At 65.5% G+C, this 24,443-nt stretch carries 26 protein-coding genes and 1 pseudogene; 10 read left to right on the top strand and 17 right to left on the bottom strand.

What is annotated here, in order from left to right; genetic code table 11:
- Nucleotides 1-95 precede the first annotated feature (95 nt).
- Together SB764_RS25200 and SB764_RS25195 are read right to left on the bottom strand one after the other, a co-directional pair.
- Nucleotides 96-536 carry a hypothetical protein gene (locus SB764_RS25200; RefSeq protein WP_074985828.1) on the bottom strand — a complete coding sequence of 147 codons (441 nt, stop codon included), beginning with the start codon at nucleotides 534-536 and terminating at the stop codon, nucleotides 96-98.
- 36 nt (nucleotides 537-572) lie between these two features.
- Nucleotides 573-1,356 (bottom strand): annotated as a pseudogene (locus SB764_RS25195) (hypothetical protein).
- 472 nt (nucleotides 1,357-1,828) lie between these two features.
- On the opposite strand from SB764_RS25195, the gene SB764_RS25190 reads away from it, so the two are divergent.
- From SB764_RS25190 to SB764_RS25180, 3 genes are read left to right on the top strand one after another with little or no spacing between them, the layout of a single operon-like run.
- Nucleotides 1,829-2,944: an acyl-CoA dehydrogenase family protein gene (locus tag SB764_RS25190; RefSeq protein ID WP_322004896.1), complete on the top strand. Its 1,116-nt coding sequence runs from the start codon at nucleotides 1,829-1,831 to the stop codon at nucleotides 2,942-2,944.
- Between the two features lie 14 nt (nucleotides 2,945-2,958).
- Nucleotides 2,959-3,825 (top strand): phosphate/phosphite/phosphonate ABC transporter substrate-binding protein, encoded by an 867-nt coding sequence (locus SB764_RS25185; protein ID WP_410865361.1) that lies wholly within the window; start codon nucleotides 2,959-2,961, stop codon nucleotides 3,823-3,825.
- Nucleotides 3,782-5,032 (top strand): ferritin-like domain-containing protein, encoded by a 1,251-nt coding sequence (locus SB764_RS25180; RefSeq protein WP_410865359.1) that lies wholly within the window; start codon nucleotides 3,782-3,784, stop codon nucleotides 5,030-5,032. The genes SB764_RS25185 and SB764_RS25180 overlap by 44 nt, the downstream gene beginning before the upstream one ends.
- 38 nt (nucleotides 5,033-5,070) lie before the next feature.
- Here SB764_RS25180 and SB764_RS25175 read toward each other — a convergent pair whose 3' ends face one another.
- The 4 genes from SB764_RS25175 to SB764_RS25160 are packed head-to-tail and all read right to left on the bottom strand — an operon-like array spanning nucleotide 5,071 to nucleotide 10,113.
- Nucleotides 5,071-6,549: an MmgE/PrpD family protein gene (locus SB764_RS25175; protein ID WP_410865357.1), complete on the bottom strand. Its 1,479-nt coding sequence runs from the start codon at nucleotides 6,547-6,549 to the stop codon at nucleotides 5,071-5,073.
- 60 nt (nucleotides 6,550-6,609) lie between these two features.
- Complete coding sequence (locus SB764_RS25170) at nucleotides 6,610-7,347, bottom strand: MmgE/PrpD family protein (protein ID WP_110328559.1); 738 nt, start codon at nucleotides 7,345-7,347, stop codon at nucleotides 6,610-6,612.
- Entirely contained in the window at nucleotides 7,340-8,695 is a 1,356-nt protein-coding gene (locus tag SB764_RS25165) for an MmgE/PrpD family protein (RefSeq protein ID WP_110328560.1), read from the bottom strand. The genes SB764_RS25170 and SB764_RS25165 overlap by 8 nt, the downstream gene beginning before the upstream one ends.
- The gene (locus tag SB764_RS25160; protein WP_065064927.1) at nucleotides 8,692-10,113 is read right to left on the bottom strand and encodes an MFS transporter; all 1,422 of its coding nucleotides are present in this window, start codon (nucleotides 10,111-10,113) and stop codon (nucleotides 8,692-8,694) included. Before SB764_RS25160 ends, SB764_RS25165 begins: the two co-directional genes overlap by 4 nt.
- 229 nt (nucleotides 10,114-10,342) lie before the next feature.
- On the opposite strand from SB764_RS25160, the gene SB764_RS25155 reads away from it, so the two are divergent.
- Nucleotides 10,343-11,035, top strand: a complete 693-nt coding sequence (locus tag SB764_RS25155) for a GntR family transcriptional regulator (protein ID WP_074985840.1) — start codon at nucleotides 10,343-10,345, stop codon at nucleotides 11,033-11,035.
- Nucleotides 11,036-11,209: 174 nt separating this feature from the next.
- The gene (locus SB764_RS25150; protein WP_410865354.1) at nucleotides 11,210-11,584 is read left to right on the top strand and encodes a gamma-glutamylcyclotransferase family protein; all 375 of its coding nucleotides are present in this window, start codon (nucleotides 11,210-11,212) and stop codon (nucleotides 11,582-11,584) included.
- A 152-nt stretch (nucleotides 11,585-11,736) separates the two neighbouring features.
- Here SB764_RS25150 and SB764_RS25145 read toward each other — a convergent pair whose 3' ends face one another.
- Nucleotides 11,737-12,018, bottom strand: a complete 282-nt coding sequence (locus SB764_RS25145) for a DUF4148 domain-containing protein (RefSeq protein WP_065064976.1) — start codon at nucleotides 12,016-12,018, stop codon at nucleotides 11,737-11,739.
- A 304-nt stretch (nucleotides 12,019-12,322) separates the two neighbouring features.
- Between SB764_RS25145 and SB764_RS25140 the strand changes: the two genes are divergently transcribed.
- Together SB764_RS25140 and SB764_RS25135 are read left to right on the top strand one after the other, a co-directional pair.
- Nucleotides 12,323-13,444: a PHB depolymerase family esterase gene (locus tag SB764_RS25140; RefSeq protein ID WP_410865352.1), complete on the top strand. Its 1,122-nt coding sequence runs from the start codon at nucleotides 12,323-12,325 to the stop codon at nucleotides 13,442-13,444.
- Between the two features lie 138 nt (nucleotides 13,445-13,582).
- A complete protein-coding gene (locus SB764_RS25135; protein ID WP_065064931.1) occupies nucleotides 13,583-13,972 on the top strand; it encodes a BON domain-containing protein in 390 nt (129 codons plus the stop codon).
- Between the two features lie 9 nt (nucleotides 13,973-13,981).
- Here SB764_RS25135 and SB764_RS25130 read toward each other — a convergent pair whose 3' ends face one another.
- The 3 genes from SB764_RS25130 to SB764_RS25120 are packed head-to-tail and all read right to left on the bottom strand — an operon-like array spanning nucleotide 13,982 to nucleotide 16,510.
- Nucleotides 13,982-14,806, bottom strand: a complete 825-nt coding sequence (locus tag SB764_RS25130) for a MipA/OmpV family protein (RefSeq protein WP_410865350.1) — start codon at nucleotides 14,804-14,806, stop codon at nucleotides 13,982-13,984.
- On the bottom strand, nucleotides 14,803-15,687 hold the full coding sequence (locus tag SB764_RS25125) for an alpha/beta hydrolase (protein ID WP_065064977.1): 885 nt from the start codon (nucleotides 15,685-15,687) through the stop codon (nucleotides 14,803-14,805). Before SB764_RS25125 ends, SB764_RS25130 begins: the two co-directional genes overlap by 4 nt.
- Before the next feature lie 46 nt (nucleotides 15,688-15,733).
- Nucleotides 15,734-16,510: a DUF4118 domain-containing protein gene (locus tag SB764_RS25120; protein WP_065064933.1), complete on the bottom strand. Its 777-nt coding sequence runs from the start codon at nucleotides 16,508-16,510 to the stop codon at nucleotides 15,734-15,736.
- 501 nt (nucleotides 16,511-17,011) lie between these two features.
- Here SB764_RS25120 and SB764_RS25115 point away from each other — a divergent pair.
- Both SB764_RS25115 and SB764_RS25110 read left to right on the top strand, forming a co-directional pair.
- Nucleotides 17,012-17,323, top strand: a complete 312-nt coding sequence (locus SB764_RS25115) for a hypothetical protein (protein WP_410865347.1) — start codon at nucleotides 17,012-17,014, stop codon at nucleotides 17,321-17,323.
- On the top strand, nucleotides 17,317-18,207 hold the full coding sequence (locus SB764_RS25110) for a 4-hydroxy-tetrahydrodipicolinate synthase (RefSeq protein ID WP_321943355.1): 891 nt from the start codon (nucleotides 17,317-17,319) through the stop codon (nucleotides 18,205-18,207). The genes SB764_RS25115 and SB764_RS25110 overlap by 7 nt, the downstream gene beginning before the upstream one ends.
- A 28-nt stretch (nucleotides 18,208-18,235) precedes the next feature.
- Here SB764_RS25110 and SB764_RS25105 read toward each other — a convergent pair whose 3' ends face one another.
- The 3 genes from SB764_RS25105 to SB764_RS25095 all read right to left on the bottom strand — a co-directional run bounded on the left by SB764_RS25105 (nucleotide 18,236) and on the right by SB764_RS25095 (nucleotide 20,874).
- Nucleotides 18,236-18,865 carry an alanyl-tRNA editing protein gene (locus SB764_RS25105; RefSeq protein ID WP_410865345.1) on the bottom strand — a complete coding sequence of 210 codons (630 nt, stop codon included), beginning with the start codon at nucleotides 18,863-18,865 and terminating at the stop codon, nucleotides 18,236-18,238.
- A 10-nt stretch (nucleotides 18,866-18,875) separates the two neighbouring features.
- Nucleotides 18,876-19,955: a threonine aldolase family protein gene (locus SB764_RS25100; RefSeq protein ID WP_410865343.1), complete on the bottom strand. Its 1,080-nt coding sequence runs from the start codon at nucleotides 19,953-19,955 to the stop codon at nucleotides 18,876-18,878.
- A 109-nt stretch (nucleotides 19,956-20,064) separates the two neighbouring features.
- A complete protein-coding gene (locus tag SB764_RS25095) occupies nucleotides 20,065-20,874 on the bottom strand; it encodes an AraC family transcriptional regulator (RefSeq protein WP_176081156.1) in 810 nt (269 codons plus the stop codon).
- Nucleotides 20,875-21,034: 160 nt separating this feature from the next.
- On the opposite strand from SB764_RS25095, the gene SB764_RS25090 reads away from it, so the two are divergent.
- Nucleotides 21,035-21,466, top strand: a complete 432-nt coding sequence (locus SB764_RS25090; RefSeq protein WP_065064978.1) for a carboxymuconolactone decarboxylase family protein — start codon at nucleotides 21,035-21,037, stop codon at nucleotides 21,464-21,466.
- 37 nt (nucleotides 21,467-21,503) lie between these two features.
- Here the strand turns inward: SB764_RS25090 and alr are convergent, their stop codons facing one another.
- From alr to SB764_RS25070, 4 genes are all read right to left on the bottom strand, one after another.
- Complete coding sequence (gene alr, locus SB764_RS25085; protein ID WP_110328569.1) at nucleotides 21,504-22,616, bottom strand: alanine racemase; 1,113 nt, start codon at nucleotides 22,614-22,616, stop codon at nucleotides 21,504-21,506.
- A 106-nt stretch (nucleotides 22,617-22,722) separates the two neighbouring features.
- Nucleotides 22,723-23,259 carry a GNAT family N-acetyltransferase gene (locus SB764_RS25080; protein ID WP_410865385.1) on the bottom strand — a complete coding sequence of 179 codons (537 nt, stop codon included), beginning with the start codon at nucleotides 23,257-23,259 and terminating at the stop codon, nucleotides 22,723-22,725.
- A gap of 14 nt (nucleotides 23,260-23,273) precedes the next feature.
- Nucleotides 23,274-23,867 carry a helix-turn-helix domain-containing protein gene (locus tag SB764_RS25075; protein ID WP_410865340.1) on the bottom strand — a complete coding sequence of 198 codons (594 nt, stop codon included), beginning with the start codon at nucleotides 23,865-23,867 and terminating at the stop codon, nucleotides 23,274-23,276.
- A gap of 178 nt (nucleotides 23,868-24,045) precedes the next feature.
- On the bottom strand, nucleotides 24,046-24,378 hold the full coding sequence (locus SB764_RS25070; protein WP_065064941.1) for a DUF2322 family protein: 333 nt from the start codon (nucleotides 24,376-24,378) through the stop codon (nucleotides 24,046-24,048).
- Nucleotides 24,379-24,443: the final 65 nt, after the last annotated feature.

The following is a 24,443-nucleotide window of genomic DNA, read 5'->3' as shown; positions in this document are numbered from 1 at the left end:
GTCGCGGTTTAAGCGCAGACTGGATTGAACATGACATGGGCGGGCACGAATGAATGGCGGCGATATGCAGCCGGTAACCATTCATCGCCGCCATCTTACGCACTGTGCTGCAAGCTATCGAAGGTATCGAGCAGCGCGTGCATGGCGTCCTTGCAATCGGCGGGCTGCGGAGTCGAGGCGCGCAGCGCGTCCAGCGCGCGGTCGATGGCCTTGTCGACACGATGCCAGTCGCCGGGCGCGCGCGGTTTGATGCCGGCTTCGGCTTCATCCCAGGCGATCTCCAGATCCTTGATGCGCGCCTTGGCCGCGGGCAGGTCGCCGCTTTCGACTTTCGCCGTCACGTCTACCGCAATGGCGCGGAATGCGCCCAGATCTCCGAGTGCGGAATTCGCGCCGGCCAGGCCTTGTGCGTCCTTCTGTGCGGCAGCGTTGCTGGCGGGATTCGCGGTCGTGTTGTCGGCGGAGCGAGAGCACGCGCTCGTGGCAAGCACGAGCGTAGCGCAAGCGGAGAGCAGCAGGGTGGATCGAATCGACATCGCGACTCCTTCAGGCATGAGGTGAATGTGCGTGAATCAGTGAGTTGAAGATTCGGCGCGAAGTGATCGCGCCTTGATTTCCACCATCGCGACCAGTCCAACGATGGCAGTCAGAAATACGGCGCTGGTCCATTGCGCGCCGAAGCCGAGTCCGCCATAAACACGCGCTTGTGTCAGCAGATCACCCAGCGCGGCGCCAAATGGCCGCGTCAGGACATAGGCGACCACAGAATGTGGCGACGGCATTCGCGCCTAAGCGAAACAGCAGCCAGACCGCCGCGATCAGCACGCCGAAAATCATCGCGCCTCGCGTAAAGCCGAGTCCTGCGGCTTCCGTCGCGAGATCGCCTGCCGCCGTGCCTAATGCGAAGGTGCAGAGAATGGCGGCCCAATAGAATGCTTCGCGGCGGCGCGTCACAATGGTGTGGATCGAGAGCGTATGTTCGCTGCGATACCAGACGATAAAGATCGCGGCGAGCGTGACGGCGAAAAGGGCGGTGCTGACATACAGGCTGACGCCTAATCCATCGGTGAGCAGGTCGGTGATCTGCGTGCCGACGATGCTCACCAGAACCACAGCGAGCCAATAAAGCCACGCACGGAAACGGTCCGACGACCATTGCAACGCGAGAATCGCGACTAGCAGCGTGCACATGACGACACTTGTCACGCCTTGCCCCCAGCCCGCGTTGACTGCGAGATAATCCGCGCCGGTTTCACCGACTGTCGTCGAGAGTATTTTGATAATCCAGAATGCGAGCGTGATTTCCGGCACTTTATTCTGGCCGTGCGCGGAGGGCATTGAATACGTGGATGTCATGACCATCTCCACGGAAAAAGGAAAAGAGAATCGAAACGGCTTGGCTTGCGTGAAGCCTACGCTTCAAAGCTTAGCTGACGCTTAGCTTGCAATGCGTTGCGCGAATTCAGGTTGTCCTAAGTGATCGGCGAAATCCGGACAGGGAGTTCACGTTGAGGTGAATGACTCTTTGCGATTCGACGTGACGTGACGCGCTTGACTCGACGCGCCCGGCAGCTTGAACAGCCGCCGCAGCATGCCGATTGCGCATCCAGCGCCCAGCTATTTCCGGCAAGTGAAATAATGCTCTGCCCGCCGCCACGCCAATCTTCGGCGGGTTTCTTTACGTGCGAGAGTCGTTGTTGCAGGTCTGCATGCGACAGAGGCACCGGTATACGCTCCACGGGCGCTCCATTTCGGGCCGCGCGCACTCGCGCGGCTTCGGCACAGACCGGACAACCGTTTCCGCGACCACTGACCGGGAGACGTTCCGATGTCCTACCTCGAAGTGCTGGAACCGCTTGTTTCCACCCTCATCGCCCCCGAAGCCGCTCAGACCGACCAGCTCGCCCGCTTTCCGCGCGCGGCCGTCGATGCGCTCGGCGAGGCCGGCCTGCTCGGACTCATCAGCGCCGAGGAGGTCGGCGGGATGGGCCTGGGTGCGGCGCAGGCCTGCCGGGTCGTGGAGCGCATCGCGCGCGATTGCCCGTCCACGGCGATGGTCGTCACCATGCACTACGCGGGCGCGTCGCTGATCGAAAAATACGGCCCCGTCGAAATCCGTCGCGCGATCGCGCGCGGCGAGCACCTCACGACGCTCGCATGGTCAGAGACCGGCTCGCGCAGTCACTTCTGGGCGCCGGTCGGCACGGCCCGCGCCGATGGCGACGATTTCGTGCTCAGCGGCAGCAAGAGCATGGTGACGTCGGCATCCGAAGCCGATTCCTATGTGTGGTCGTCGCGGCCCGTGAGCGCGGAAGGCGCCAGCACGCTTTGGCTCGTCGACAGCCGCGCGCAAGGGCTGCAATCGCCGCATGCTTTCGACGGTCTCGGTCTGCGCGGCAACGCATCCGCGCCGATCCGCGCCGAGGGTTTGCGCGTGCCCGCAAGCGCGATGCTGGGCGCGGACGGCAGCGGCGGCGACATCATGAATGGCGACGCGCTGCCGGTGTTTGCAAACCTCGTTGCGTCGACTTCGATCGGTCTCGCCGACGGCGCGTTGCAACGCGCAACGCAGCACATCACCGCGAGCCGATTCGCGGAGAGCGGCGAGGCGCTCTGCGATCTGCCGACAATCCGCGCCTATCTCGCCCGCGCGCAACTGCGCGCCGACCAGGCTCGCACGTTGCGCGACGACACGCTGGCCGCGATGTCGGCAGGGCGGGCCGACGCGATGCTGCGCGTGCTCGAAGTGAAAGCCGCGGCCGCCGAAGCCGCGCTCGACGTGACGGATACGGCCATGCGTATTTGCGGCGGCGCGGCATTTCGCAAGGAGGTGGGCATCGAGCGTTTGTTTCGCGACGCCCGCGCCGCGTCCATCATGGGACCGACCTCGGACGTGCTTTACGACTTTCTCGGCCGCGTGCTGTGCGGCATGCCGCTCGCTTGACGGAGAAAAACGCCATGTCACGCAACGCACCGCTGATGCTCGGCGCCGTCGCCTACGCGCCGAAAGTCGTCACGATCTGGGAGGGCTTCAAGTCCTGGTTCGCAGAACAAGGATTGGCCATCGACTATCTGTTGTATTCGAATTACGAAACGCAGGTCGAAGCACAGTTTGCGGGCGATATCGCTTTCGCCTGGAATTCGCCACTCGCATGGATACGGGCGCGGCGCATGGCCGAGGCGCGCGGCGAATCGGTTCAATCGCTTGTCATGCGCGATACGGATGTTGATCTGCATTCCGTATTAATTGTTCGCAGTGAAAGCCATGTGAAAACGCTCGCCGATCTGCGCGATACGGCGATCGGTTTTGGCGCCATAGATTCGCCTCAGGCCACGCTGATTCCGCTCGATCATCTGCGTCATGAAGGCGGCATCGTCGCGGATCGGGATTATCGCGCGCGTCGTTTCGACGTGCTGGGCGGCAAGCATGGCGATCATATCGGCGGCGAGCGCGACGCGGCCCGCGCGCTCGTGAGCGGCGAGATCGACGCGGCGTGGATGATCGCCGGCAACTACAAGGCCTTCGCCGACGAAGGCACGCTGCCGGCGGGCGGCACGCGTATCGTCGCCACGACCGGCGCGTTCGATCACTGCAACATGACGGTCAGCCCCGGCGTGGCGGAGGACGACGCGCGCCGCTTTGGCGAGTTGCTGATGGCGATGGACTGGAACGATGCGAGCGTGCGTCCGCTGCTCGAACTGGAAGGACTGCGGCGCTGGCTGCCGGGCCGCGCGAGCGGCTACGCATTGCTCGATCGCGCCGTGACCGAGGAGGCGTTTTATGACGACCGAGGCCGGATCATCGAGCCCGCTTATCGATATTGAGGCGCTCGGTTTCGATGCGGGCGCGCATCTCCTGGTCCGGCACGCGCTCGATGCGTTGATGCCGGGCGAGCGCTTGCGCGTGGTGGGCGCGGCGCCCGGCTGGGACGTGATGCTTGCGCACTGGTGCCGCGCGCAGGGCCATGATGTGCAGTGGAAAGCCGAGGGAGGCGAGGACGGCGATGAAGGGGATATGAACGGCCGTCGCTATGCACTCGTTGCTCGAAATAGCCGGTACGGCCGCTGGCGCGACGCGCAGCAGAGCGGTCACAGCGATCCGCATGCGCCCGAGGCGGTGGCCGCGCGCGCGTTGCCCGTTTGGGGACTCGCGGCGCGCGGCGCGCAGGTCGAAGCCGGTGCGCCGGCATTCGCGTTTCGGCTCGACCAGAAGGCGGAAGTCTGGACCGACAACGCGGCCGATCTCTACGCGCAGGCCGTTGCGTCGCAATGGAATCCCGACGAGGCGATCGACTGGTCGGTGCCATTCGATCTGCCCGCGCCGGTGGAAGCGGCCGTCGTGCAGATCATGACCTATATGGTCGAGAACGAGAACGCCGCGCTGATTGTGCCCGCGCGCTTTCTGGGCCAATTGCATCCGCATTACCGCGAATTGCAGGCGGCGCTCGCGATTCAGGTCGCCGACGAAGCGCGCCATATCGAAGTCTTCACGCGGCGCATTCGCCACAAGGGCCACGAGCCTGCCTTATCGACGGCGGGCGGACAGGCGTCGCTCAAAACGCTGCTCGATGAAGCGGATTTTTCCGTTGCGAGCTTTTTGCTCTCGGTGATGGGCGAGGGTACTTTCGTCGCGCTGCTGCAATTTCTGCAGACACACGGGCCCGATCCGCTGACGCGACAGATCGCACGACTGGCCGCGCGCGATGAAGCGCGTCACGTTGCACTGGGCATGTCGCATCTGCTTTATCGTTTGAAAGGCGAACCGCATTTGCGCACGCGGCTCGCGCGCGCCATCGAATCGCGTCACGGCGCGCTCGCGGGAACGGCGGGCTTAAACGAAGAAGTGTTCGATGCGCTGATTCTCGTCGCGGCAGGCGAATTGACGCCAACTGCCGTGGCGCGCGGTTACGCGCTCGTGCAGAACCTGATGCGCGAGATGGCCGATGGCCGTTATACGCGCCTCGTGCGTCTGGGTTTCGACCCGCACGAGGCGCGCGAACTCGCGTCGCTGCACACGCGCAATTTCATGTAGCGCGAGTTATAGAACGCGGGCCGATTTTATTACCGCAATCAAACCGTGAATAACGCGCGCAACGCGCGAATATCGTGCACGGTTTCCAGACGATTGATCTGCGCGATCAATTGTTGCGTCTTGTCCTTGCCGAGCACCGGCGCCATCAAATCGCGCGCTTTGTCATTCACGCCCTCCACGCTCAAGGGATTTTCTTTCGTGCCAGGCGGAAAGCGTGTCGTATGCGATAACGTGCGGCCGTCTGTGGTCGTGACGTCCACGCGCGCGCCGCGTGGCGCGGCGGGATCGTCGAGCGCCTTATCGGCGACAACGCTGATCTTGCTGCGTAACGCGACCATATTCGGATCGTGCATCAACGCGGCGTTATGGCTGTCCGCGAACGACACCGCGCCTTTTACGAGCGCGACCGCCACCATATGCGCGCAATTCACATCGGGCATCGAACTGTCGCCGACGATACCGACCGCATCGCTCGGCACATGCACCTCGATCTTGCTGACGTTGCCGGGCGTGAGACCGTTCTGTTTGCGAAGCGTGAGAAAAGCGTCGAGCGGCGATTGAATCGGATAGCCGACCGAATACGTTTTAATCGCCGTTTCGGTGACGAAGAAACGCTGACCGAGTCCGTCGAGCATCGCCTGCGGATCCGGTTGCGTCGAGAGCGCGATGAACAGATTGTGCGTGCCGTCGAGCACGTCGGCGACACCGGTCATGCCGGACTGCACCATCGTCACGGCCTGCACGCCGTTGCGCGCACCCATGCCTGCGAAATCGAAGGCCTTTTCGATGTGGTCCTTGTCTTTCACCCAGCTCCACAAGCCCGATTCCTGCTGCGCGGCGTACGAAATGGCAAAGCGCGTGTCGCGCTCGTCGAGCGAGGCGAGCGCGGCGGCGGCGCCCACCGCGCCGAATGTCGAGGCCGTGCCTTCGGCGCTGCGATGCGAGGCCCGCACGCGGTCGGGGCCGAGCACCAGCAGCAGGCGGCACGCCATGTCGTAGCCGAGCGTCACCGCGCGAATGAACGCTTCGCCGCTGCAGCCCGCGTGTTCGCCGATGGCGAGCGCTGCGGGCACGACCGAACTGCCGGGATGCGCCTTGGTCACCGGCTCGAAGTCGTCGGTTTCGTCGGAGTGGGCGCACATGGCGTTGGCGAGCGCGGCGTTCACGCAGGTCGTGCGCAGGTTCGAGGCGATCACCGACGCTTGCGGCGTGCCGCCGAGACTGCGCACATAGCGCGTGGCGAGTTCGCCGGGACGCATGCGCGAGCCGGAGACCATCGCGCCGAAGGTGTCGAGGATATGGTTCTTGCACGCGGTGGCGACGGCCTCGGGCAGCGCCTGGCCGCGCGACGCCACGATGTAGCGCGCGAGTTGCGCGGTGACGTCGGTCGATGTGCCCGCGCTCGATGTCGTGTTGTTTTCGTCGGCGAAAGCGCGGGGCCAGCCTGGCAGCGAAGCGGCGACGAGCGCTGCGCTCGCTTGCAGAAGGTGTCGGCGGTTGCGGGAAATACGCGCCATCTGTTCTCCTGTTGTTGGGTTCGCCGATGCGCGTGCATCGGCGTCGAACGCACAATCGCGCTATGACACGGAGATCCAGTGCGAACCGATGCCGTCGACGATGCTCGCCGCGTCGAAGCGATACGCCATCAACGCGGCGAGACCGCGTCGTCCGTCGATCGACGCGGGCGCGCTCGTGAAGCCGTGTTTCGCGATCAGCGCGGCTTCGATTGCGTCGGCGGCCGCCTTGCCGGTCTCGATCGCGCGCATCGCGTGCGTGGCGTTGTGCGCGAGTCCCGCGGCTTGCGTGGCGGCCACGCCGAGCGCGTGACGCGCGCGCGTTGCGTCGAGTCCGTAGAGCCGCGCGGCGGCGAGCACTGCGCCCAGGATGCCGAGCGACGACGCCACGTTCCAGCGCGCGCGGAATTCGCTGCTGTCCACCGCGGCGAGCACGCGCGCGGCCGCTTCGATGCCGATCGCGGTGGCGGCGGCGATGTCGACATCGGATGCGTTCGTGGCTTCGCCAACCGCGATCGCAACGGCGAGCACTGGCGCATCCGATGCGAACGCATCGGCATGCGCGAGCGTTGCGCCCAGCGTCCACGCGCGCACACGCAGATCGGTGGCCGTGCTGCCTTGCGACTGCAACAGCGTCGCGAGTTGCGTGGCGATGGCGCGGTCGTCGTGCAGATATGAGCGGGCTTGCGCGAGCCGTGTTTTCGCGGCTTCAATCGCAGCGCCGGCCGAACGATCCAGCGAGGCGCAGGCCAGCGCGGTCAGCGCATCGGAGACGGCGGAATGTTGTACGGCTTCATGCATCGTTCAGTTCCTCTTGCGGTGCGCAGAGCGCGAACAACGTGTCGAGAGACGGCGCGGCGTCGATCGTTTCGACGGCTGTGGCGAGACTCGCCGCGATGCCGTCGCCGAGCAGCGGATCGATCAGCAGGCGCACCTTGTCCATGAGTTCCGCGTCGGTGAGCGGGCGGGCGAGACTGCCGCGCGCGTGCTCGACATGATGTTCGAGCACGTCGCCGCGCTTGAGCGTCGCGCGTATGAACACCTCGTCGCGATTCACCGCGGCATCGGGCGCGAGCGTCGTCAGCGCACGCACGCGCCGCACGTCGTCCTGCACCACGCGCGCGTCCTCGTACTGCGCGAGTCCCACGCGCTTGTCGCACAGCGCAGCGGCCACGCCGTGGATCGCCGAGAAGCGCGCCTGCAAGCCGTCCTTCGGCTGCGGATTGCCCATCAACTCCGGCACGAGCGGATGACAACGCAGCGTAATCGTTTCGATATCCTCAGCATGGTCAATGCGTGGCGCGAGCGCGAGTCCCGCATCGATGGCCGGATGCGCGACGATCCCGCACGGATACGGCTTGTACGTGTTGAACAGCAGTTCCCAGCGTTCGCCGAACGCGCCATTCATCTGCTCGAAATCGACGCGTGTCGACATCGAATGCGAATAGCCGCCCGCGGCTTCGAAGATATCGCCGGCGGCCTGCTGGCCCGCGAGCGCGAGTCGCGCGGCGGCGATGCCGTTGGCGGCGGCCTTGCCTGGGTGATACGGCTTGGTCATCGTGCCGAACGCCTCGCGCTGGCCGACGAACATCGACGCCGCGTTCGCCACGGCCTGCGTCAGTTGCGCTTCGTTCAGGCCGAGCAGCAGGGCGGCCGTCGTGGCGCAGCCGACCACGCCGCAGGTGCCGGTGATGTGCCAGCCGCGGTCGTAGTGCTCGGGCGAGATCGACACGCCCACGCGCAACTGCGCTTCGCAGCCGAGCGCGAACGCACTGAGCGCGGCGCGGCCCGTCGGTCGCGTTTCCGGCGCGAGCGCGGTGATGACGGCGAGCACCGACGCGGCCGGATGGATGACCGTGGCGAGATGCGTATCGTCGAAATCGTCGAGATGTGCGGCGAAACCCGTGGCGAGCGCGGAAAAATGCACGTCCACGCGTTCCGTGCGGCCCGGCACCGGCGCGCGTGGCGCGACGCCGAGATCGCGCGCGGCGGCGAGTATCGCGTCCACGCCGGGATGGCGCGACGCGCCAATCGACGTGCCGATCACATTGATGAGAGAACGTTGCGCTTCGCGCGCGACGTTCGCGGGCAGCGGGCGCTGCGCAAGGGCATGGAGACCGTGCGCAAAGGCGGCGGCGATCACACTCATTGGGACAATTCCTCCAGACGGACGCCGTTGGTGCGCGGCCCGAGCGCGCCCACCATCACGACGATGACCAACATCGCTGACGAAATCAGCACGAATACGGCGGGCACGCCCGAATGCTTGAGCAGCGCCGCCACCCAGAAGCCGACGAAAATCGAACTGAGCCGGCTCCAGCTAAAGACGAAGCCGACGGCGCGCGCGCGAAAACGCGTCGGGTACAGCTCGGCCTGATAGGTGTGGAAGATGCCGATCAGCCAGTTGTTGGCGATCGTCACCGCCGCGCCGCACAGCAGGATCGGCAACGGTTCGCGCGCCATGCCGAACAGCACGCCCGCGACCGCCACGACAATCGCGCAGCCCACCAACTGCCACTTGCGCTGCACGCGCTCGGCGAACAGCATCGCGCCGATCGCGCCCAGCGGCGTCGTGAACGCAATCACCATCGTGTAGAGCAGCGAATGCGTGAGCGTGATGCCCTTCGTGAACAGCAGCACCGGCACCCACGCGCCGAAACCGTACACGCCGAAGGTCTGGAAAAAGTTGAAGCACGACAGCATGATCGTGCGCGGCAGATAGCGGCCACGCCACATGTCGCGCCACGAAGCGGGGGCGTCGTTGATGCCGTCGCGCGGCATATCGGGAACGGGCACGGGCGCGGCCAGACGCTGGCCCGTTTCCGCGACCACATGCTGCTCGATATCGTCGACGATCGCGCGCGCTTCGGCGAACCGTCCCTGGCTTTCGAGCCAGCGCGGCGACTCGGGCAGGCCGCGCCGCACGAACCAGATCAGCACCGCGCCGCCCGCGCCGATGATCATCACCCAGCGCCAGCCTTCGAGACCCAGCGCCGTGTACGGCACGAGCAGATAGGAGAGCACCGCGACGGTCGGCACCGACGTGAGAATCACGAGAATGCTGAAGGCCGAATAGCGGCCGCGCGTGTGATTGGGCGTCAGCTCGGAAATATAAGTGTCGACAGTAATCAGCTGCACGCCGATGCCGATGCCGGCGACGAAACGCCAGGCGTCCATCGCGACCGGCGAGGTCTGGAACGCGGCGGCGAGCGTCGCCACCGAATAGACGAGCATGGCCGCCGTGAACACGGCGCGGCGGCCGAGGCGGTCGGTGAAGCCGCCCAGCGCGACGGTGCCGACGAACATGCCCGCGAAGAACGAGCCGAGGAAACTCGCGAAGCCGTTCACGTCGAACATGCTCGACGTGGTGGCGCGGTAGAGGCCGCTGTGGATCAGGCCGAGCGAGATATAGGCGGCCATGAACATCTCGTAGAACTCGAACCAGCCGCCGATGGCGATGCGCGCGACCAGGCCGCGAAAGTAGCGGGTCGGCGGCAGGCGGTCGAGCCGCGCGGACACGCCCGCCTCGACTCCGCCCGCCAGGGCGACCTCCTTCTCCAGATACATGAATGTCTCCAATAGTGATGTGCGGCTTTTTTGTGAGTGTCGACACTTGATTCAGTGTATGTCTTGAGAAGGAGAAATTTCAAGATAAAATCGGCTAAGTGTATACACTAGAGCTTGGCGGCACGTTTAGAGATTCGGGCGCGGGTCGGGGCAAACAGCGGGCTGGCAGTTGGTAAAATCGGCGGGGCGGCGCGCCAGGCGCCTCGCAGGGACAGAAAAGGAAGCGCATATGACGGAGAGCGACGCCGTGCTGATGGATACCGACGACCTGCCGGAGGCGGGCGGCGAAAGCCCGCGAGTCGCGGAAATCGTGGACTGGGTGGCGCGCGGCATCATCGAAGGACGGCTGCAGCCCGGCGACGATCTGAATTCGGTCGAACTCGCGCGGCGCTTCAGCGTGAGCCGCACGCCGGTGCGCGAGGCGCTGTTCGTGCTGCATCGCGAACGCATGGTGGACTGGTCGCCGCGGCGGCGCCCGCGCGTGGCGGCGATGAGCCTCAAGGACGTGCGCGAGATCTATCATTTGCGCGCGATGCTGTACGCGCAGGTGTCGCTCGCGATCGTCGAGCACGCGACCGACGACGACATCGCGTCGCTCTGGCGCGCGCACGGCGTGCTGGCCGAGGCCGCCGCGCAAGGCGACGTCGATCGGTATTTCTGGGCCAATGTCGCGTTTCGCGACGAGGAACTGCGCGTGAGCCGCAACGCGATCTTCAAGGAAGTGCTCGACTCCATGCGCATGCGCACGAATCGCATGCGGCACCTGAGCACGTCGCTGCCGGGCCGCATGCAACGCTCGTGCACCGATCATCAGCGACTGTGCGAAGCGTATGCGGAGCGCGACGGCACGCTCGCCGCGGCGCTGAATCGTTCGATCGTGATGGGCGCGCTGAAGTCGATCGAGAATATCTGGGTGGCTTGAATTGCCGATATCGCGTGCCGTTTAGATGAATCGGAATCCTGATTAATAGGGCGGGCGCGATGTAGCCGGTATCGAGCGAATGTTTTAAAATCGATCGGATTTCGCCGCCGTGGCCGTCGCCGGCGTTTGATCAGGCGGCGTGCGCGGCGTTCAACCGCGCCTTGAGTTCACACGATGACACAGACCGATCAGCCCTTTTCCGAGCGTTTGTTTTCCTATGGCACGCTCCAGCTCGAACAGGTTCAACTGGCCACCTTCGGCCGCAAGCTCGACGGCGAAGCCGACGAGATGCCGGGCTTCTCGCGCACGATGCTGAAGATCGACGACGCCGAGGTCGTGAAGACGAGCGGCAAGACGCATCATCCGGTGGTCGCCTATACGGGCAATCCCGCCGACCGCGTGGCGGGCGCCGTGTTTGCGATTACGGCACAGGAACTCGCCCACGCGGACGATTACGAAGTGGCCGCGTATCGGCGCGATCGCGTCACGCTTGCGTCGGGCGTGTCGGCGTGGGTTTATGTCGATGCCAATACGCCGCGTCAGCCGTAAGCGCGGCACGCTATAACCGATTATCAGGCGACCAGCACGCCACAAACGCCGGCGCCGCGCATGGCGTGGTCCGACGTTGTGCTCATATTGCGCACATGTCGCGTTTCAGCGGGCGGACGCATTCCAACTGCCGCCCGCCGCATCGAAGCGCATTACGAATGCGCGTACACCACCGAATCCAGATACGCGAGCTGGCCGTCCTGCTCGGCGTGCACGAGGTCCTGATACACCTGGGCGCGCGTGAGCGACTTGACGGGCTGGCCGTACGGCGGCACCCATTGGTCCGCCGTTGCCGCCGCGCCAACGTATTTCACCTGCGTGGGCGCAGCCTGATGCGCGCCGTAATTCGGCGCGGTGCCGACGTTCGTCTGCGCGAAAGCGGTCGTGGTGGTGGCGATACCAGCAAGGGCGGCGGCGATCATGAGGGCTTTCATCTGTTTCTCCATTACGGTTGAGTGAGGGGCGATGCGCAGTTCATTGCTCGCTCCATGTGCATAGCGTAGTGGCCTGGACTTATCAGAAAAGAGACGGCTTGATGAAGAAAAGTTAACTCGCGCGGACGGCGAGTTCGACCAGGGCGGGCGCGCCCGATGCGCAGCTTTCGTCATCGCGATACAGTGGACGCGTGCGCGTGGCTCACGGCCGTGCGCGTTGTCGAGCCGCGTTCGCATAGAAGGGCGCGAACACGCTACCTCCACGAACGACCGCGAATTCCCGCACATTTCGGCGCCGTTGCCTATGCCTCGCAAAAAATCGAACGTCTGGCTCAGAGGTTTCGATCTGCTTTCTACCGCGATGGGCGTGCGTCCCGTGAAATCGCTCAAGCCGAAGCGGGCCGCGAAAGTCGCCGCTAAATCGGCATTCAATTCCGCTGTCAATTCAGCTGTCAAATCCGCCCTTGAACCGGCCGTCAAGCGCAAGCCCGCCGTCAAACGCGCGGCGGCGCGCAGCGCGCCGTCCGCCGCGCCGGGAAAGTGGATACGCTCGTTTCATTCCGCGCCGCCGCTGCCGGGTCATCTCGTCAACCATCTTGCCTACGAGTTGTACGTGCCCGCGAATCGTCCGGCGCGCGCGCGTTTGCCACTCGTCGTCATGCTGCACGGCTGCAAGCAGAACGCCGCGTCGTTTGCGGCCGGTACGCGGATCTGCAGGCTCGCGGAACGCGCCGGTTTTGCCGTGCTGCTGCCGGAGCAGGCGGTCACCGCGAACGCGCAGCGCTGCTGGCACTGGCACGGCGATCCGGCGCAGACGGAAGCGCCTGCGGTGGCGTCGCTCGTCGCGGCTATCGTGCGGGAGCATGGTTTCGATGCGGCGCGCGTCTACCTCGCGGGCATGTCGGCGGGTGCGGGCCTCGCGGCGAATCTCGCGATACGGCACCCGGCGCTGTTCGCCGCCGTCGGCCTGCATTCGGGGCCGGCGTTCGGCGCGGCCACGTCCACGATGAGCGCGATGAGCGTCATGCGGCGCGGCAGCCGCGACGAAGCCGTGCATCTCGTCGATGCCGCCATCGACGTGGAGACGTTTCCGGGCATGCCCGCCATCGTCGTGCATGGCGATATCGACGCGGTGGTGGCGAAGCGCAATGCGCTGCAACTGGGCGAGGCGTTCGCGCGCGTCAATCGGCTCGTCGATGCGCAAGGCGAGTTGCGCGTGGGGGAGCAACGCACGTTCGAGCGCGACGGTGTGGACTACGTCGACTATATGAAGCGCGGGCGGCTGATCGTTCGCGTGTGCGTGATACGCGGGCTCGGTCACGCGTGGAGCGGCGGCGATGCGCGCGAGGCGTTTCATTCGGGACGCGGCCCCGAAGCGAGCGCGATGCTCTGGCAATTCTTCCGTCGTCAGACAAGGACTGCTTAGTATTGCGATCTTGATTCAGTCGTGGCCGGATTTCCGTGCGCAAGACAGCCTGACAACCCGTCACGCGCAGTAGGCGTATAACCGTAGCATCCGCGCGCGTTGCGCGGCTTTTCCGGATTCTCACGGACGGAGGTTGTCATGACATTCACTCTGTTGCGAAGCGTGTGCGCCTGCCTGGCGCTGAGCGGCGCCGTCGCCGCGTATGCGCAGACGGATACGCCGGCGGCCGATGGCTCGTCGATGTCGGCACAAGCTGGCGCACAAGCGGGAACACAAGCCTCGCCCACGAACCAGAAGGCAACCAAGGCCGATCGCACCCTGTCGCGTGCGGTGCGCCGCGCGCTGTCGAAAGCGCAGGGCTTCGACGTATCAGGCGTATTCGTGCGCGCGCGCAGCGGCGCCGTCACCTTGAGCGGCACCGTGCGCAATGGCGATCAGATTCGTCAGGCGGAAGAGGTCACGCGCTCCGTGCAGGGCGTGACGTCCGTCACGAACCGGCTCACGCTCTTTCACGGCGGCAACGGCTGAGCCGCGTGATCAGAAGCGGTAGTTCAGTGCGGCGAAAGTGGTGAGTTCGCGGCGGCGCTCGGTGATCGGGCTGCCGGCGGCGTAGCGCTCCAGGCGGCCGAGCGTCGCGTTGACGGAGCCGACCCAGTGCTTCGAGAAGTCGTGCGTCGCGTAGAACGTCATGTGCAGATCGCGCACGCCCGAGCCCGTTGCGTACTGCGGCAAGCCGGACGTCGCGCTCTGCGCGCCGGACACGCCGAACAGCGTGCGCGTGTAGACCGCATTGGCCCACGTGAGACCCGGTCCGACCGAGAACAGCCAGCCCGTGAGCGGCAGCGACGCGTACAGATCGAGCGTCGCCGTCGTGCCCTGACCGTGCCCGCTGATGTCCTGATACACGGCGGCCGCGCCCGTGAAGGCCCAGAGCGTGTAGTCGGCGAACAGGCGCAGCTTGGGGCCGTCGTCGACGTTGCCGAGTCCGTGCAGATGCGGATCGTCGGACGCCGTGCGCGACTGGAAGTCGAAGCTCAGCGACGCGCCCACGTGATAATTCTCGCTCTGGAACACGTTCACGCCCAGCACGTCGGGGCCTTGCGAGAAAATGCGGTCGCGGTACGAGATATCGAGCGACGGAAACGGATACACCTTCATGTGGCGCGCGCCCGGATACTGCGGCGCGAGATACATGCCAGGCCCGATCGAGATCTTCCACGGCGAATCGGCTGGCGTCGACGATGACGATGGCGTTGAGGTGAGCGTTGTCGCGTCGTCGTCGGCGCGTGCGGGCTGGGCGAAGGCAAGCGCGATCACGCACGCGAGGCCCAACGCGGCGGCAGTCTTGTCGAGCAGCTTCAAGCGTTTTTCCTTCCGACTGCCGCCAGTTGGCGCAGGCGGCGCGCCAGCGCTTTCGACACCACGGGCTGGCTTTGCGCATCGCGTGCGCCGTGCGCAATTTCGCTTTCGCGCAGAAAGAGCGCAGTCTCGCGCGCCACGATCTCGCGTTCGTTATCGGACGTGATCATGTGATACGAATCGTCGAGCCAGACGGTGCGCAGAAAACTCGCGCCGATATGATCGATCACGTAGCGTGGATTGCGCGGGCTCGACGTTTCGTCGTCGATCGAATGAATCACGAGCGTGTCGTTTTCGATCGCGGCGACGTCCTTGCGCGCGCTGCGCGAGAGCCGCAGTGCCTGATGCAGCGCGGGCAGGGCGATGGTCGAGGGGCCCACTTCGCTGAACGCATTGCGCTGCATCGCCCGCGCGATCTTCGCGCGCAGCGCTTCGTTTCGCAATCCAAATGGTTCGGCTTCGCGATACTGATACGTGTGGCGCATGGGCGTGTAGTACGCGCAATCGAGCAGGAAGCGATACCATGGAATCGCCCAGCCATCGTAGGCGAGCGTGAGCGAAAGCAGCACGAGCGACTGCGCGGCGGGCCGCGCGTGAACGAGGCGCAGCGCGAGCGCGCCGCCAATCGAAAGACCGCACACGGAGACGCGCGCGTAGCGCGCGGCCAGCGCGTCGAATTCGCGCACGGCGCCTTCGAGCCAGCGCTCCATCGTCTGCATCGGCGAACCCGCGCTATAGCCCTCGATGACCGGCGCACACACCGTAAAGCCTTCGTTCTGCAGATAGCGCGCGAGATAGCGCAATTCGAGCGGCGAACTGGAGAGGCCGTGCAGCAGCAGCACGGCGTGCGAATCGCCTTCGTGGAAAAAGCGCGCGGCCTGCATGGCGGGCCCTTGCACGGCTGAGGGTGCCGGTTCGATCGTCGCCATGTCAGCTCTCCGTGCGCAGCACGAGGAAATCGCCCGCGTGCGTGGTGAAGCGCTCGCAGAGGCAATTCGTGAGCCGATGCTCGCGGTCGTGCGGCGCGCGCAACAGGCGCACGCGATGATTGCCGGGCCACAGCGCATTGTTCAGGCGCTGCACGTCTTCGGGATGCACGGCGTCGAACAGCGGACCGGGCGCGATTTCGCTGGCTTGCGGCAGCGCGGAGCCCGCGCTCTGTCCCACGCTCGCGCGCTGCGCGGCATTCGTTTCGAGCGCCTTGATGAGAATGAAGCCGTCGTGATGCTGCGCGAGATGGCGCAGCAGGCGATGGGTTTCGTCCACGGCGCGGCGCGCGAGCGCGCGTTCGTTGTCGTGGCGCAGCAGCATTTCGTAGCGCGATTGCGCAACCGACGCGATCAATTGCGCGCGGCATTGCTCGCGTCGCAGACGCTCGATCAAGGTAATCACGATGAGCGTGACGAGCGGATAGGACACGATCAGAATGAGATCGTGGCGATCGAAATACGTAATATTGCCGTAAGGCGGCACGAACAGATAATCGGCGATACCGAGACCGAGCACCATCACGGTCAACGCAGGCGCGAGGCCCAAATAGTATTCGACCAGCGCGGCGGTGATGCAAAACGCGGTTGCGGGCATGATCGGGCCGAGCACCGGATGCAGGGCAATGCGCAGGGCGGCCGCGATGGCGAGCGCGCCGGCTGCGAGGCACCAACGGCGTGGACCTCGGGGTGCCCAAAGACGGGCATTACGGACTTTCATGGCATGCAGTGGCGCCAACCTCGTAGCGTCCCCGCGATCGGACTGCGGCGGACGCTGGCGCGCTGGTTTTATCGAATAAGGAAGCGGGTTGGCCGCGTATGCGAAGACAGTGCTGGCCAACCGGTACGGAGGATCGTTATATAAGCGATTTTCCTCGTCGGGGGCGTATGTTACCACTGATTACAAACGTTTTTTCCGGGGAATTCTTTCGAATTCCTTTCCTTAATCGGTAGGGATATTGAATTGTAGGGTGAGGTAAAGGCAAGCGAATAAACGAGATGCAAAACCGCAAGGATTCTTCATCAATAAAACGTTAAAAGTGCGCGCGCGGCATGTCGAAAAAAGCGATTGCGCCCGAAGTTTTAACACCGGTTTTACGCGATCCGCTCTACGCTAGGTTTGTCTTCACCACCGGCGCGTTTTTCGCCCGATCGTATGGCTCTCGCACAATCCCGTCTTGCCCGTCATGCCGTTGTGGATGCTTCCACCACGATTCCCGCTTTGAGTTCCGCTTCCAGTTCCGTCACATCGCGCCCGCGCGCCAAGGTCGTGCCGCTGCGCGCGCCGCGCGCCTGGCTCGATATCGTGCTCGGCGCCCGCACGCACGATGCGGCGCGCGCGCAACTCGCCACGCTCTATCATTCGCCGCTCGGCATTTACGTCGTGCAGTCCGCCGTGAAGCGCGAGACGCTGTGCGTGCGTTTCGACATTGCGCCGGAAGATTTCGATTTCACGTTGCACACGCTCATGCGCATCGTGCCCGAAGCGACGATCGGCTCGCTGCGTCCGCGTCAAGGTGGCCAGGCATGCTGAATCGATTCGAAGGCATCTGGTTGCCGATCGTCACGCCGATGCGTCGAGGCGAAGTGGATATCGACGCCTTGCAGGCGCTCACGGATCATTACGTGAACGCGGGCATCGACGGTCTCGTGGCGTTGAGCACGACTGGCGAGGCCGCCTTGCTCGACGACGTGGAGCGCGCCGCCGCGTTGCAGGCGATCACCGATGTGGCCGCGCAGCGCGTGCCGGTGCTCGCGGGCGTGGGCGGCAGCGACACGCGCGCCTTCGTGCGCGAAATTCATCGCCTCGAACATTGGGACGTGACGGGTTTTCTCGTTTCCGCGCCCGCTTATGTGTGCCCGGACCAGCGCGGCGTGGCCTGGCACTTTGAGCAGATCGCGCGCGCGACGGCGCGGCCCATCGTGCTCTACGACGTGCCGCATCGCACGGGCGTGGCCATCGAAGCGCAGACCGCGAGCGATCTCGCCGACATCGACAATATCGTGGCGATCAAGGCCTGCGTGCGCGAGCGTTTCGACGCGCTCGGCGGCTCGCGTCTTGCGATGCTATGCGGCAGTGACGACGCGTTTCTCGATTGCCTGAACGCGGGCGGCACGGGCGGTATTCTCGCCGGCGCGCACGTTTGCGGCGACCTGCTGCGCGACGTGCTAGCGCTCATGAAGCAGTCGCAACACGAAGCGGCGACAGAGTTGTTCAAGCGCTTCGTGCCCGTGCTGCGGCTGTTGTTTTCCGCGCCCAATCCGAGCGCGATCAAGGCGATGCTCGCGCTCGAAGGACGCCTCTCGCACGAGACGCGCATGCCGATCGCAAGTGCATCGCCGGTCCTGCTTACGCGGCTCGAAATCGCCCGCGCCGCGCTCGACGATCTGCGCGCCGAGCTGGCGCTGAACGCGTGACGCATTCAGCGCGACGGGTGAATCCGGTTCACTCCACCGAGTAATGCACCGAGAGCTGTCCCTTCTTCTCCTTCACCTTCGACACGACGATCCTGCCCACCCGCGCCGACGACACCACATGCGTGCCGCCGCACGGATAAGCCGGTTGCGGGCCATAGCCGATCTTGCGAACCGCGCCTTCGACATGGCTATGACGCGGCAGATCGGCCGCCGCCTGCGCGTTGGCGTGCTGCTCGATGAGATCGGCGTGGAAGGGCGGCGCGTCGCCGCTGCTTTCAAATACGACGCGTGCTTCGCCCGGCCAGTGATGCGCCTTCACGGGCTTCCAGCCAAGCTGTTCGCCGCAATAGCCGAGCAGATGGCCCGCAGAATGCAGACGCGCGTGCAGGTCGCGCGCATTCGCATCGACGCGCAAATGCGTGCTGCCGAGCGGCACTTCGGCGTCGCAAACGTGGATCACCTCGTCGCCGTCGAGCAGCGCGCGCAGCACGTTCGCCGTGCCGATCGTGCCGATGTCGGACGGCTGGCCGCCGCCTTGCGGATGAAACAGCGTCGCCGAGAGCACGACGTGATAGTGGCCGTCGTCCGTGCGCGTGCAGCGTAGCGCGACGCTGGCCGTTTCCAGTTCGTCGCTCTGCAAATAGAGGCGTTGCGTCATGAGCGGCTCCTCACGCGCGCGGCGAGGCGGCCGCGTCGCGCGCGTGCGCGATCAGGCTGTCGACCGCATCCGGCGCGGTGCAGAACGCTGTCACGAAACGCACCACGTCCGGACCCCAGCGGTCGCGATAGAACTGGAATCCGGCCTGCACCAGCGCGGCGCTGACCGGCTTCGGCAGACGGCAGAAGATGATGTTGGCCTGCGTTTCGCCCATCACCTCGACGCCTGGCACCGTCGCGAGACCTTGCGTGAGACGGCGCGCCATGTCGTTTGCGTGACGCGCGTTGCGCAGCCACAGATCGTCGTTCAGATACGCGTCCATCTGCGCGGAAAGAAAGCGCATCTTCGAGAACAGATGGCCCGCGCGCTTGCGGCGATAGCCCATTTCGGCGGCCAGCGTCGTGTCGAACAATACGATGGCTTCGGCGGCGAGCACGCCGTTTTTCGTCGCGCCGAGCGAAAGCGCGTCGACGCCCGCTTTCCACGTCATCTCGGCGGGCGTGCAGCCGAGCGAGACGAGCGCGTTCGCGAAGCGCGAGCCATCCATGTGCAGCTTGATCGACGCGGCCTTGCAGACTTCGCCGATCGCCGCGATTTCATCGAGCGTGTAGACGCTGCCCACTTCGGTGGCCTGCGTGATGCTCGCGCAGGCGGGCTGCGTCGAGTGCACGTCGCCGACCTTGACGCGCGCGGCCGCGCGCAGTGCGTCGGCATCGAGTTTCGCGGCCGGCCCGTCGAGCGTCACGAGCTTCGCGCCGTGTGTGTAGAACTCGGGCGCGCCGCATTCGTCGTTGTTGATGTGGCTGGCGGGGTGGCAGTAGACGTTGCCCCAGGGCGGCGTCATCGTGCTCAGGCACAGCGCGTTGGCGGCCGTGCCGGTCGGCACGAGAAACACGGCCACGTCGCGCTCGAAGATCGCGGCCAGCCTGCGCTCGACGCGCGCGGTGATCTCGTCCGCGCCGTATGGGCTCGATTGGCCCGTGCTGCTCGCCACGATCGCTTCGACGATTGCCGGCGATGCGCCGGCGATGTTGTCGCTCGTAAATCCCCATGCGGGCGCACGTGCGCCCGGTGCTCGCTCACTGTTCATGCCTGCGTTCCTCGACTGGCGGGCGACGATGGCTCGCCCGGATCGACGCATTCTGGCGCAGGCGGCCCGGCGTCGGCTTGTAAAAAATTGCGCGACGCGGCGGGGGCGCTCAGGCCTGGTAAGTCGATGGCGCGACGCCGAAGGCCTGGCGGAACGCGCGATTGAAGTGGCTCTGGTCGTAGAAGCCGACCGCCTGCGCGACGCTGGCGATGGCTTGCGGACGCCTCGACAGCAGGCTGCACGCATGTTCGAGGCGCAGCCGCACGAGCCAGGCGTGCGGCGTCATGCCGATGGTCTGCTTGAACTGCTTGAGGAACGCGAAGCGCCCGAGGCCGCAGAGGTCGGCCAGCGCATCGAGTGTGATTTTTTCGGCGAGATGCGCGAAGCAGTAGTCGCGCACGCGCTGCCATTGCAGCGGCGAGAGCGCGCCTTGCACCGTTTCGGGGACGATCGCGCGCGATTGCGCGAGCAGCAGATCGGCGAGCGCGAGCCATTCGGATTGCACCGCGAGCGCGTCGGCGTTGGCGCTCATGGCGTCGTGCAGTCGCAGCAGCCGATGCGCGAGCGCCGGGTCTTCGAGCAGGGTCGCGGCGAGCGAGGGTTCGCGCGGCGCGCCGCCGATCTCCTGCGCCACGCTCGCGAGCAGGTCGGGCGCGACGCGGAAGGTCTTGAGCGTATAGGCGTCGCCGTCCTCGCCCACGCCGTCGTGAATCTCGCCGGGCGGCATCAGCGCGATGCATCCGGCCCCGACGCGCACGGTCTTGCCGTTGAAGCGCTGCCGCTGCACGCCGTCGGTCACCAGCCCGATATGGAAGTCGAGATGGAAATGGCGCTCGAAACTGAAGTCGACGAAGCGCGCGGCGCCCAGCACGAGGCCGGGAACCTCTAAGACCTGGTGGTAGTGGACGGAATCGGCCATGGAGCAGGGTGCGGGAGGCGGCGGGTTCGCGTGAGTATACCGCCGGGCGGCGCGCGGCGCCTGGGCGGTTCTGCGCACAATGGCGTGGTTTGGCGTGTATTCACTCAACATCCATGAGAATTCGCTTCAAGATTCATCCACCATCGACGATGAGGTCATCATGAGCAATCCGAATCAATCGACCGAAGCGGCAGCGTCATCCGGACACAGCGAAGCGTATGAAGCCGGCAAGGCGCGGCGCACGCAGGTGATGGGCGAGCCGTTCGTCGAACGCGCGATGAGCGGAACCGATGGCTTTTCGCGTCCGCTGCAGGATTGGCTCAACGAACACGCGTGGGGCAGCACGTGGCTGCGTGACGGCCTCGATCTCAAGACGCGCAGCCTGTGCACCTGCGCGATGCTCGCCGCGCTCGGGCGCAGCACGGAACTGAAGGGGCACGTGCGCGGCGCGCTCAACAACGGCGCGAGCGTCGTCGAGATCCGCGAAGTGCTGCTGCACAGCGCGCTCTATGCGGGCGCGCCCGCGGCGAGCGAAGCGTTTCGCAGCGCGCGGGCGGTGCTGGAGGAAATGGGCGTGCCGATGCCTGAATGACGGGCCTCGCCGGATGGGCGAGACCGATAAAACCCGTTCAGGCCGCGACGCTTTCGCGTTCCTCGCGCGTTTGCGGCGTGAGCGTGTCGATCGTCACCGGCACGCGGCGCGCGACCGCGCAGAGCAGTTCATAGCCGATCGTGCCCGACGGTTCGGCCACCTCGTCGACCTTGATGTGCTCGCCCCACAACTCGACCGTCGAGCCGATATTCGCCGCCGGACACGGCGTGAGATCGACCGTGAGCATGTCCATCGACACGCGGCCGACCACGCGCGTGCGCACGCCGTCGACCATGATGGGCGTGCCGGTGGGCGCGTGACGCGGATAGCCGTCGGCGTAACCGCAGGCCACCACGCCGATGCGCATCGGCTGCTCGACTTCGTAGGTGCGTCCGTAGCCCACGGTTTCCTGCGGCGCGAGCGTCTGCACGCCGATGATCCTGCTCGTGAACGTCATGGCCGCGCGCAGCCCGACGCTTTCGATATGCCGCGCCGCGCCCGTGGGCGACGCGCCGTAGAGGATCGTGCCGGGGCGCACCCAGTCGCGGTGCGCGCGCGGATGCCAGAGCACCGCCGCCGAATTCGAGAGCGAGCGCTCGCCGGGAATGTCCTGCGTGGCGGCGTCGAAGCGATCGAGTTGCCAGTCGATCGCGCCGTCGTCGGCGTTCGCGAAATGGGTCATGAGCCCGATCTCGCCGATCGTCGGCACGGCGCGGGCGCGCTCCCAGGCGGCGCGGTAGGCGTCCGGACGATAGCCGAGGCGGTTCATGCCCGAATTCATCTTCAACTGGATGTCGATCGGGCGCGTGGTGTTGGCCGCCGCGAGCAGCGCCAGTTGATCGTCGCCATGCACGGTCACGGTCAGGCGATGCGCGACGGCCGTCGCCACGTCGGCGGCGTCGAACACGCCTTCGAGCAGCAGGATCGGGCCGGTCCAGCCCAGTTCGCGCACGCGCACGGCTTCGTCCAGATCGAGCAGCGCAATGCCGTCTGCCGCCGCGAGCGCGCAATAGATGCGCTCGATGCCGTGGCCGTACGCGTTAGCCTTGACGACTGCCCAGACGCGCGCGCCTTGCGCGCTTCGCTTCGCGATCTGGAGATTGTGGCGAATGGCATCGGGATGAATGCGGACGGCAATCGGACGCGGCATGGCGAATGGGTTCCTGGTTAGTGGTTTGTGCAATCGTATTGATTTTCGTCCAGTTATTTTTAATGTATTTTTTCGGAAATTTGGACGAAACCACTGGTTTGCGATGTCAGCCGCTGGCGAGGTGTTTGTAGTAGAAGGTGGTGGCGCAGAGTGCGCCGTCCGGCATTAGCGCGTAGTCCGGCACGGTGCCCGCGCGTTGCCAGCCGCTGCGCCGGTAGAGCCGTTCGGCGTCGCCGCCCGTGACGGTGTCGAGCACGAGCACGGTTTTTCCGGCCGCGAGCGCGTGGGTATCGACGGCCTGCATCAGCAACTGGCCGACGCCGCGCCGCCGCGCGCGGCGATGCACGAGCATCTTGGCGACATCGGCGCGATGCGGCTGATTGTCGGGCTGCGACGTGACGATCTGCACGGTCCCGGCGATCTCCCCGCGCGCGTCTTCGGCGATCAGCAGAATGCGTTCGCCTGCGGCCACGCCGTCGGCCACGCGTTTCCAGAATGCCCGCGCCGTGTCGCGCGCCAGCGGCGCCATGAAGCTGACCGAGGCGCCGCCCGCCACGCAGTCCATCAGCACGTCGGCGAGCGCGTCGATGCTGGCGGCGGCTTCGTTCGCGCCGAGCGGGCGTACCGCGATGGCGTCGTTCATTGCGTTCACGTCGTTCATGCCGGGCTCCTTGCGCTGCCGTCGGGGACGCGGCTGAGCGCCACGAGATAACGCGCCGGCTTGCGCGTGGGGTTGCGATAGACGATCGGGCAATCGAGGCGCATCGCGAGACAGTCGCCGGTGCGCAGGCGCCAGCGCTCCTCGCCGACGGTCATCTCCATTTCTCCCTCGATGATCCACACCTGCTGATGGATTTCCGCGTCGCGCAGGCTGGTGTCGTAGGCCACGCGCTTGCCCGCCGGGAATTGCACTTCCACGAGTTGCAGCGGCGACCAGAGCGCGGGCGAGAGATTGCGGCGCACGTAACCCGAAGCGGGATCGGTCCAGACCGGCTGTTCCCCGGCGACGGCGAGCGGCGAGGGCTCGGTGGCCGCCGCGCCGTCGGGTGCTTCGAACAGCGAGGCGAGCGAGACGCCGAGCGCCGTCGCGAGTTTGTCGAGCACGACGGCGGTGGGGCTGCTCTGTCCGCGTTCGATCAGCGAAATATTCGAGCGGCTGACCGTGCTGCGCTCGGCGAGCGCATCGAGCGACCAACCGCGCGCGTCGCGCAATTCGCGCAAACGCTGGGCAAGGGCGGTGTGGATGTCCATGCGGTGTCCAGTTTATTGGAGATTGGTTTCCAGTAAACTAGACGAGCAATATTCGCGTGTCAACCGTTTCGAATCGAACGCGATGATAGCGTGACGATTTCAATTGATACGGATGCCGAATTAATTGGCGCAAAAAAAAAGCGTGCAGCCGCGTTGGCCGCACGCTCGTCACCGTCGCTTACGCGGCGGCGATCACGTCGATGCGCAGCGCTTCGCCGCCCGCTGCGACTTCAAGCAGACGGTCGACGTTCGGGTGCGCGCCCGGACGATTGCGTGCGTCGGCGGTGTGCTCGGCGAACACTGCGAGGCCGTGCTCGGCCGCCTTGGCGTCGAGCGTGCCAAAGGCTTGCTGCAGATAGTGATAGACCGCGAGCGAGCCTTGTTTGCCCGGCTTGTTTTCGATCGTCGAGACCACGGCGCCCTGGCCGTTCACGAGATCGATGCGCTCGATGCCGTCGATGGCGGGCAGTTGCGCGAGATTGTCCTTGAAGACGTTGCCGGGTTGAATCATGAGAGCACTCCGTTAAGTCAGATAAAGCGTGGGGATGGCGTAGTGGGCCGCATTTTAGCCGATCC

The organism is Paraburkholderia sp. SIMBA_027 (assembly GCF_046535315.1).
Taxonomy (GTDB): Bacteria; Pseudomonadota; Gammaproteobacteria; order Burkholderiales; family Burkholderiaceae; genus Paraburkholderia; species Paraburkholderia tropica.
The sequence above is the reverse complement of the archived record's forward strand: the minus strand, read 5'-3'. Positions and strand labels throughout refer to the sequence as shown.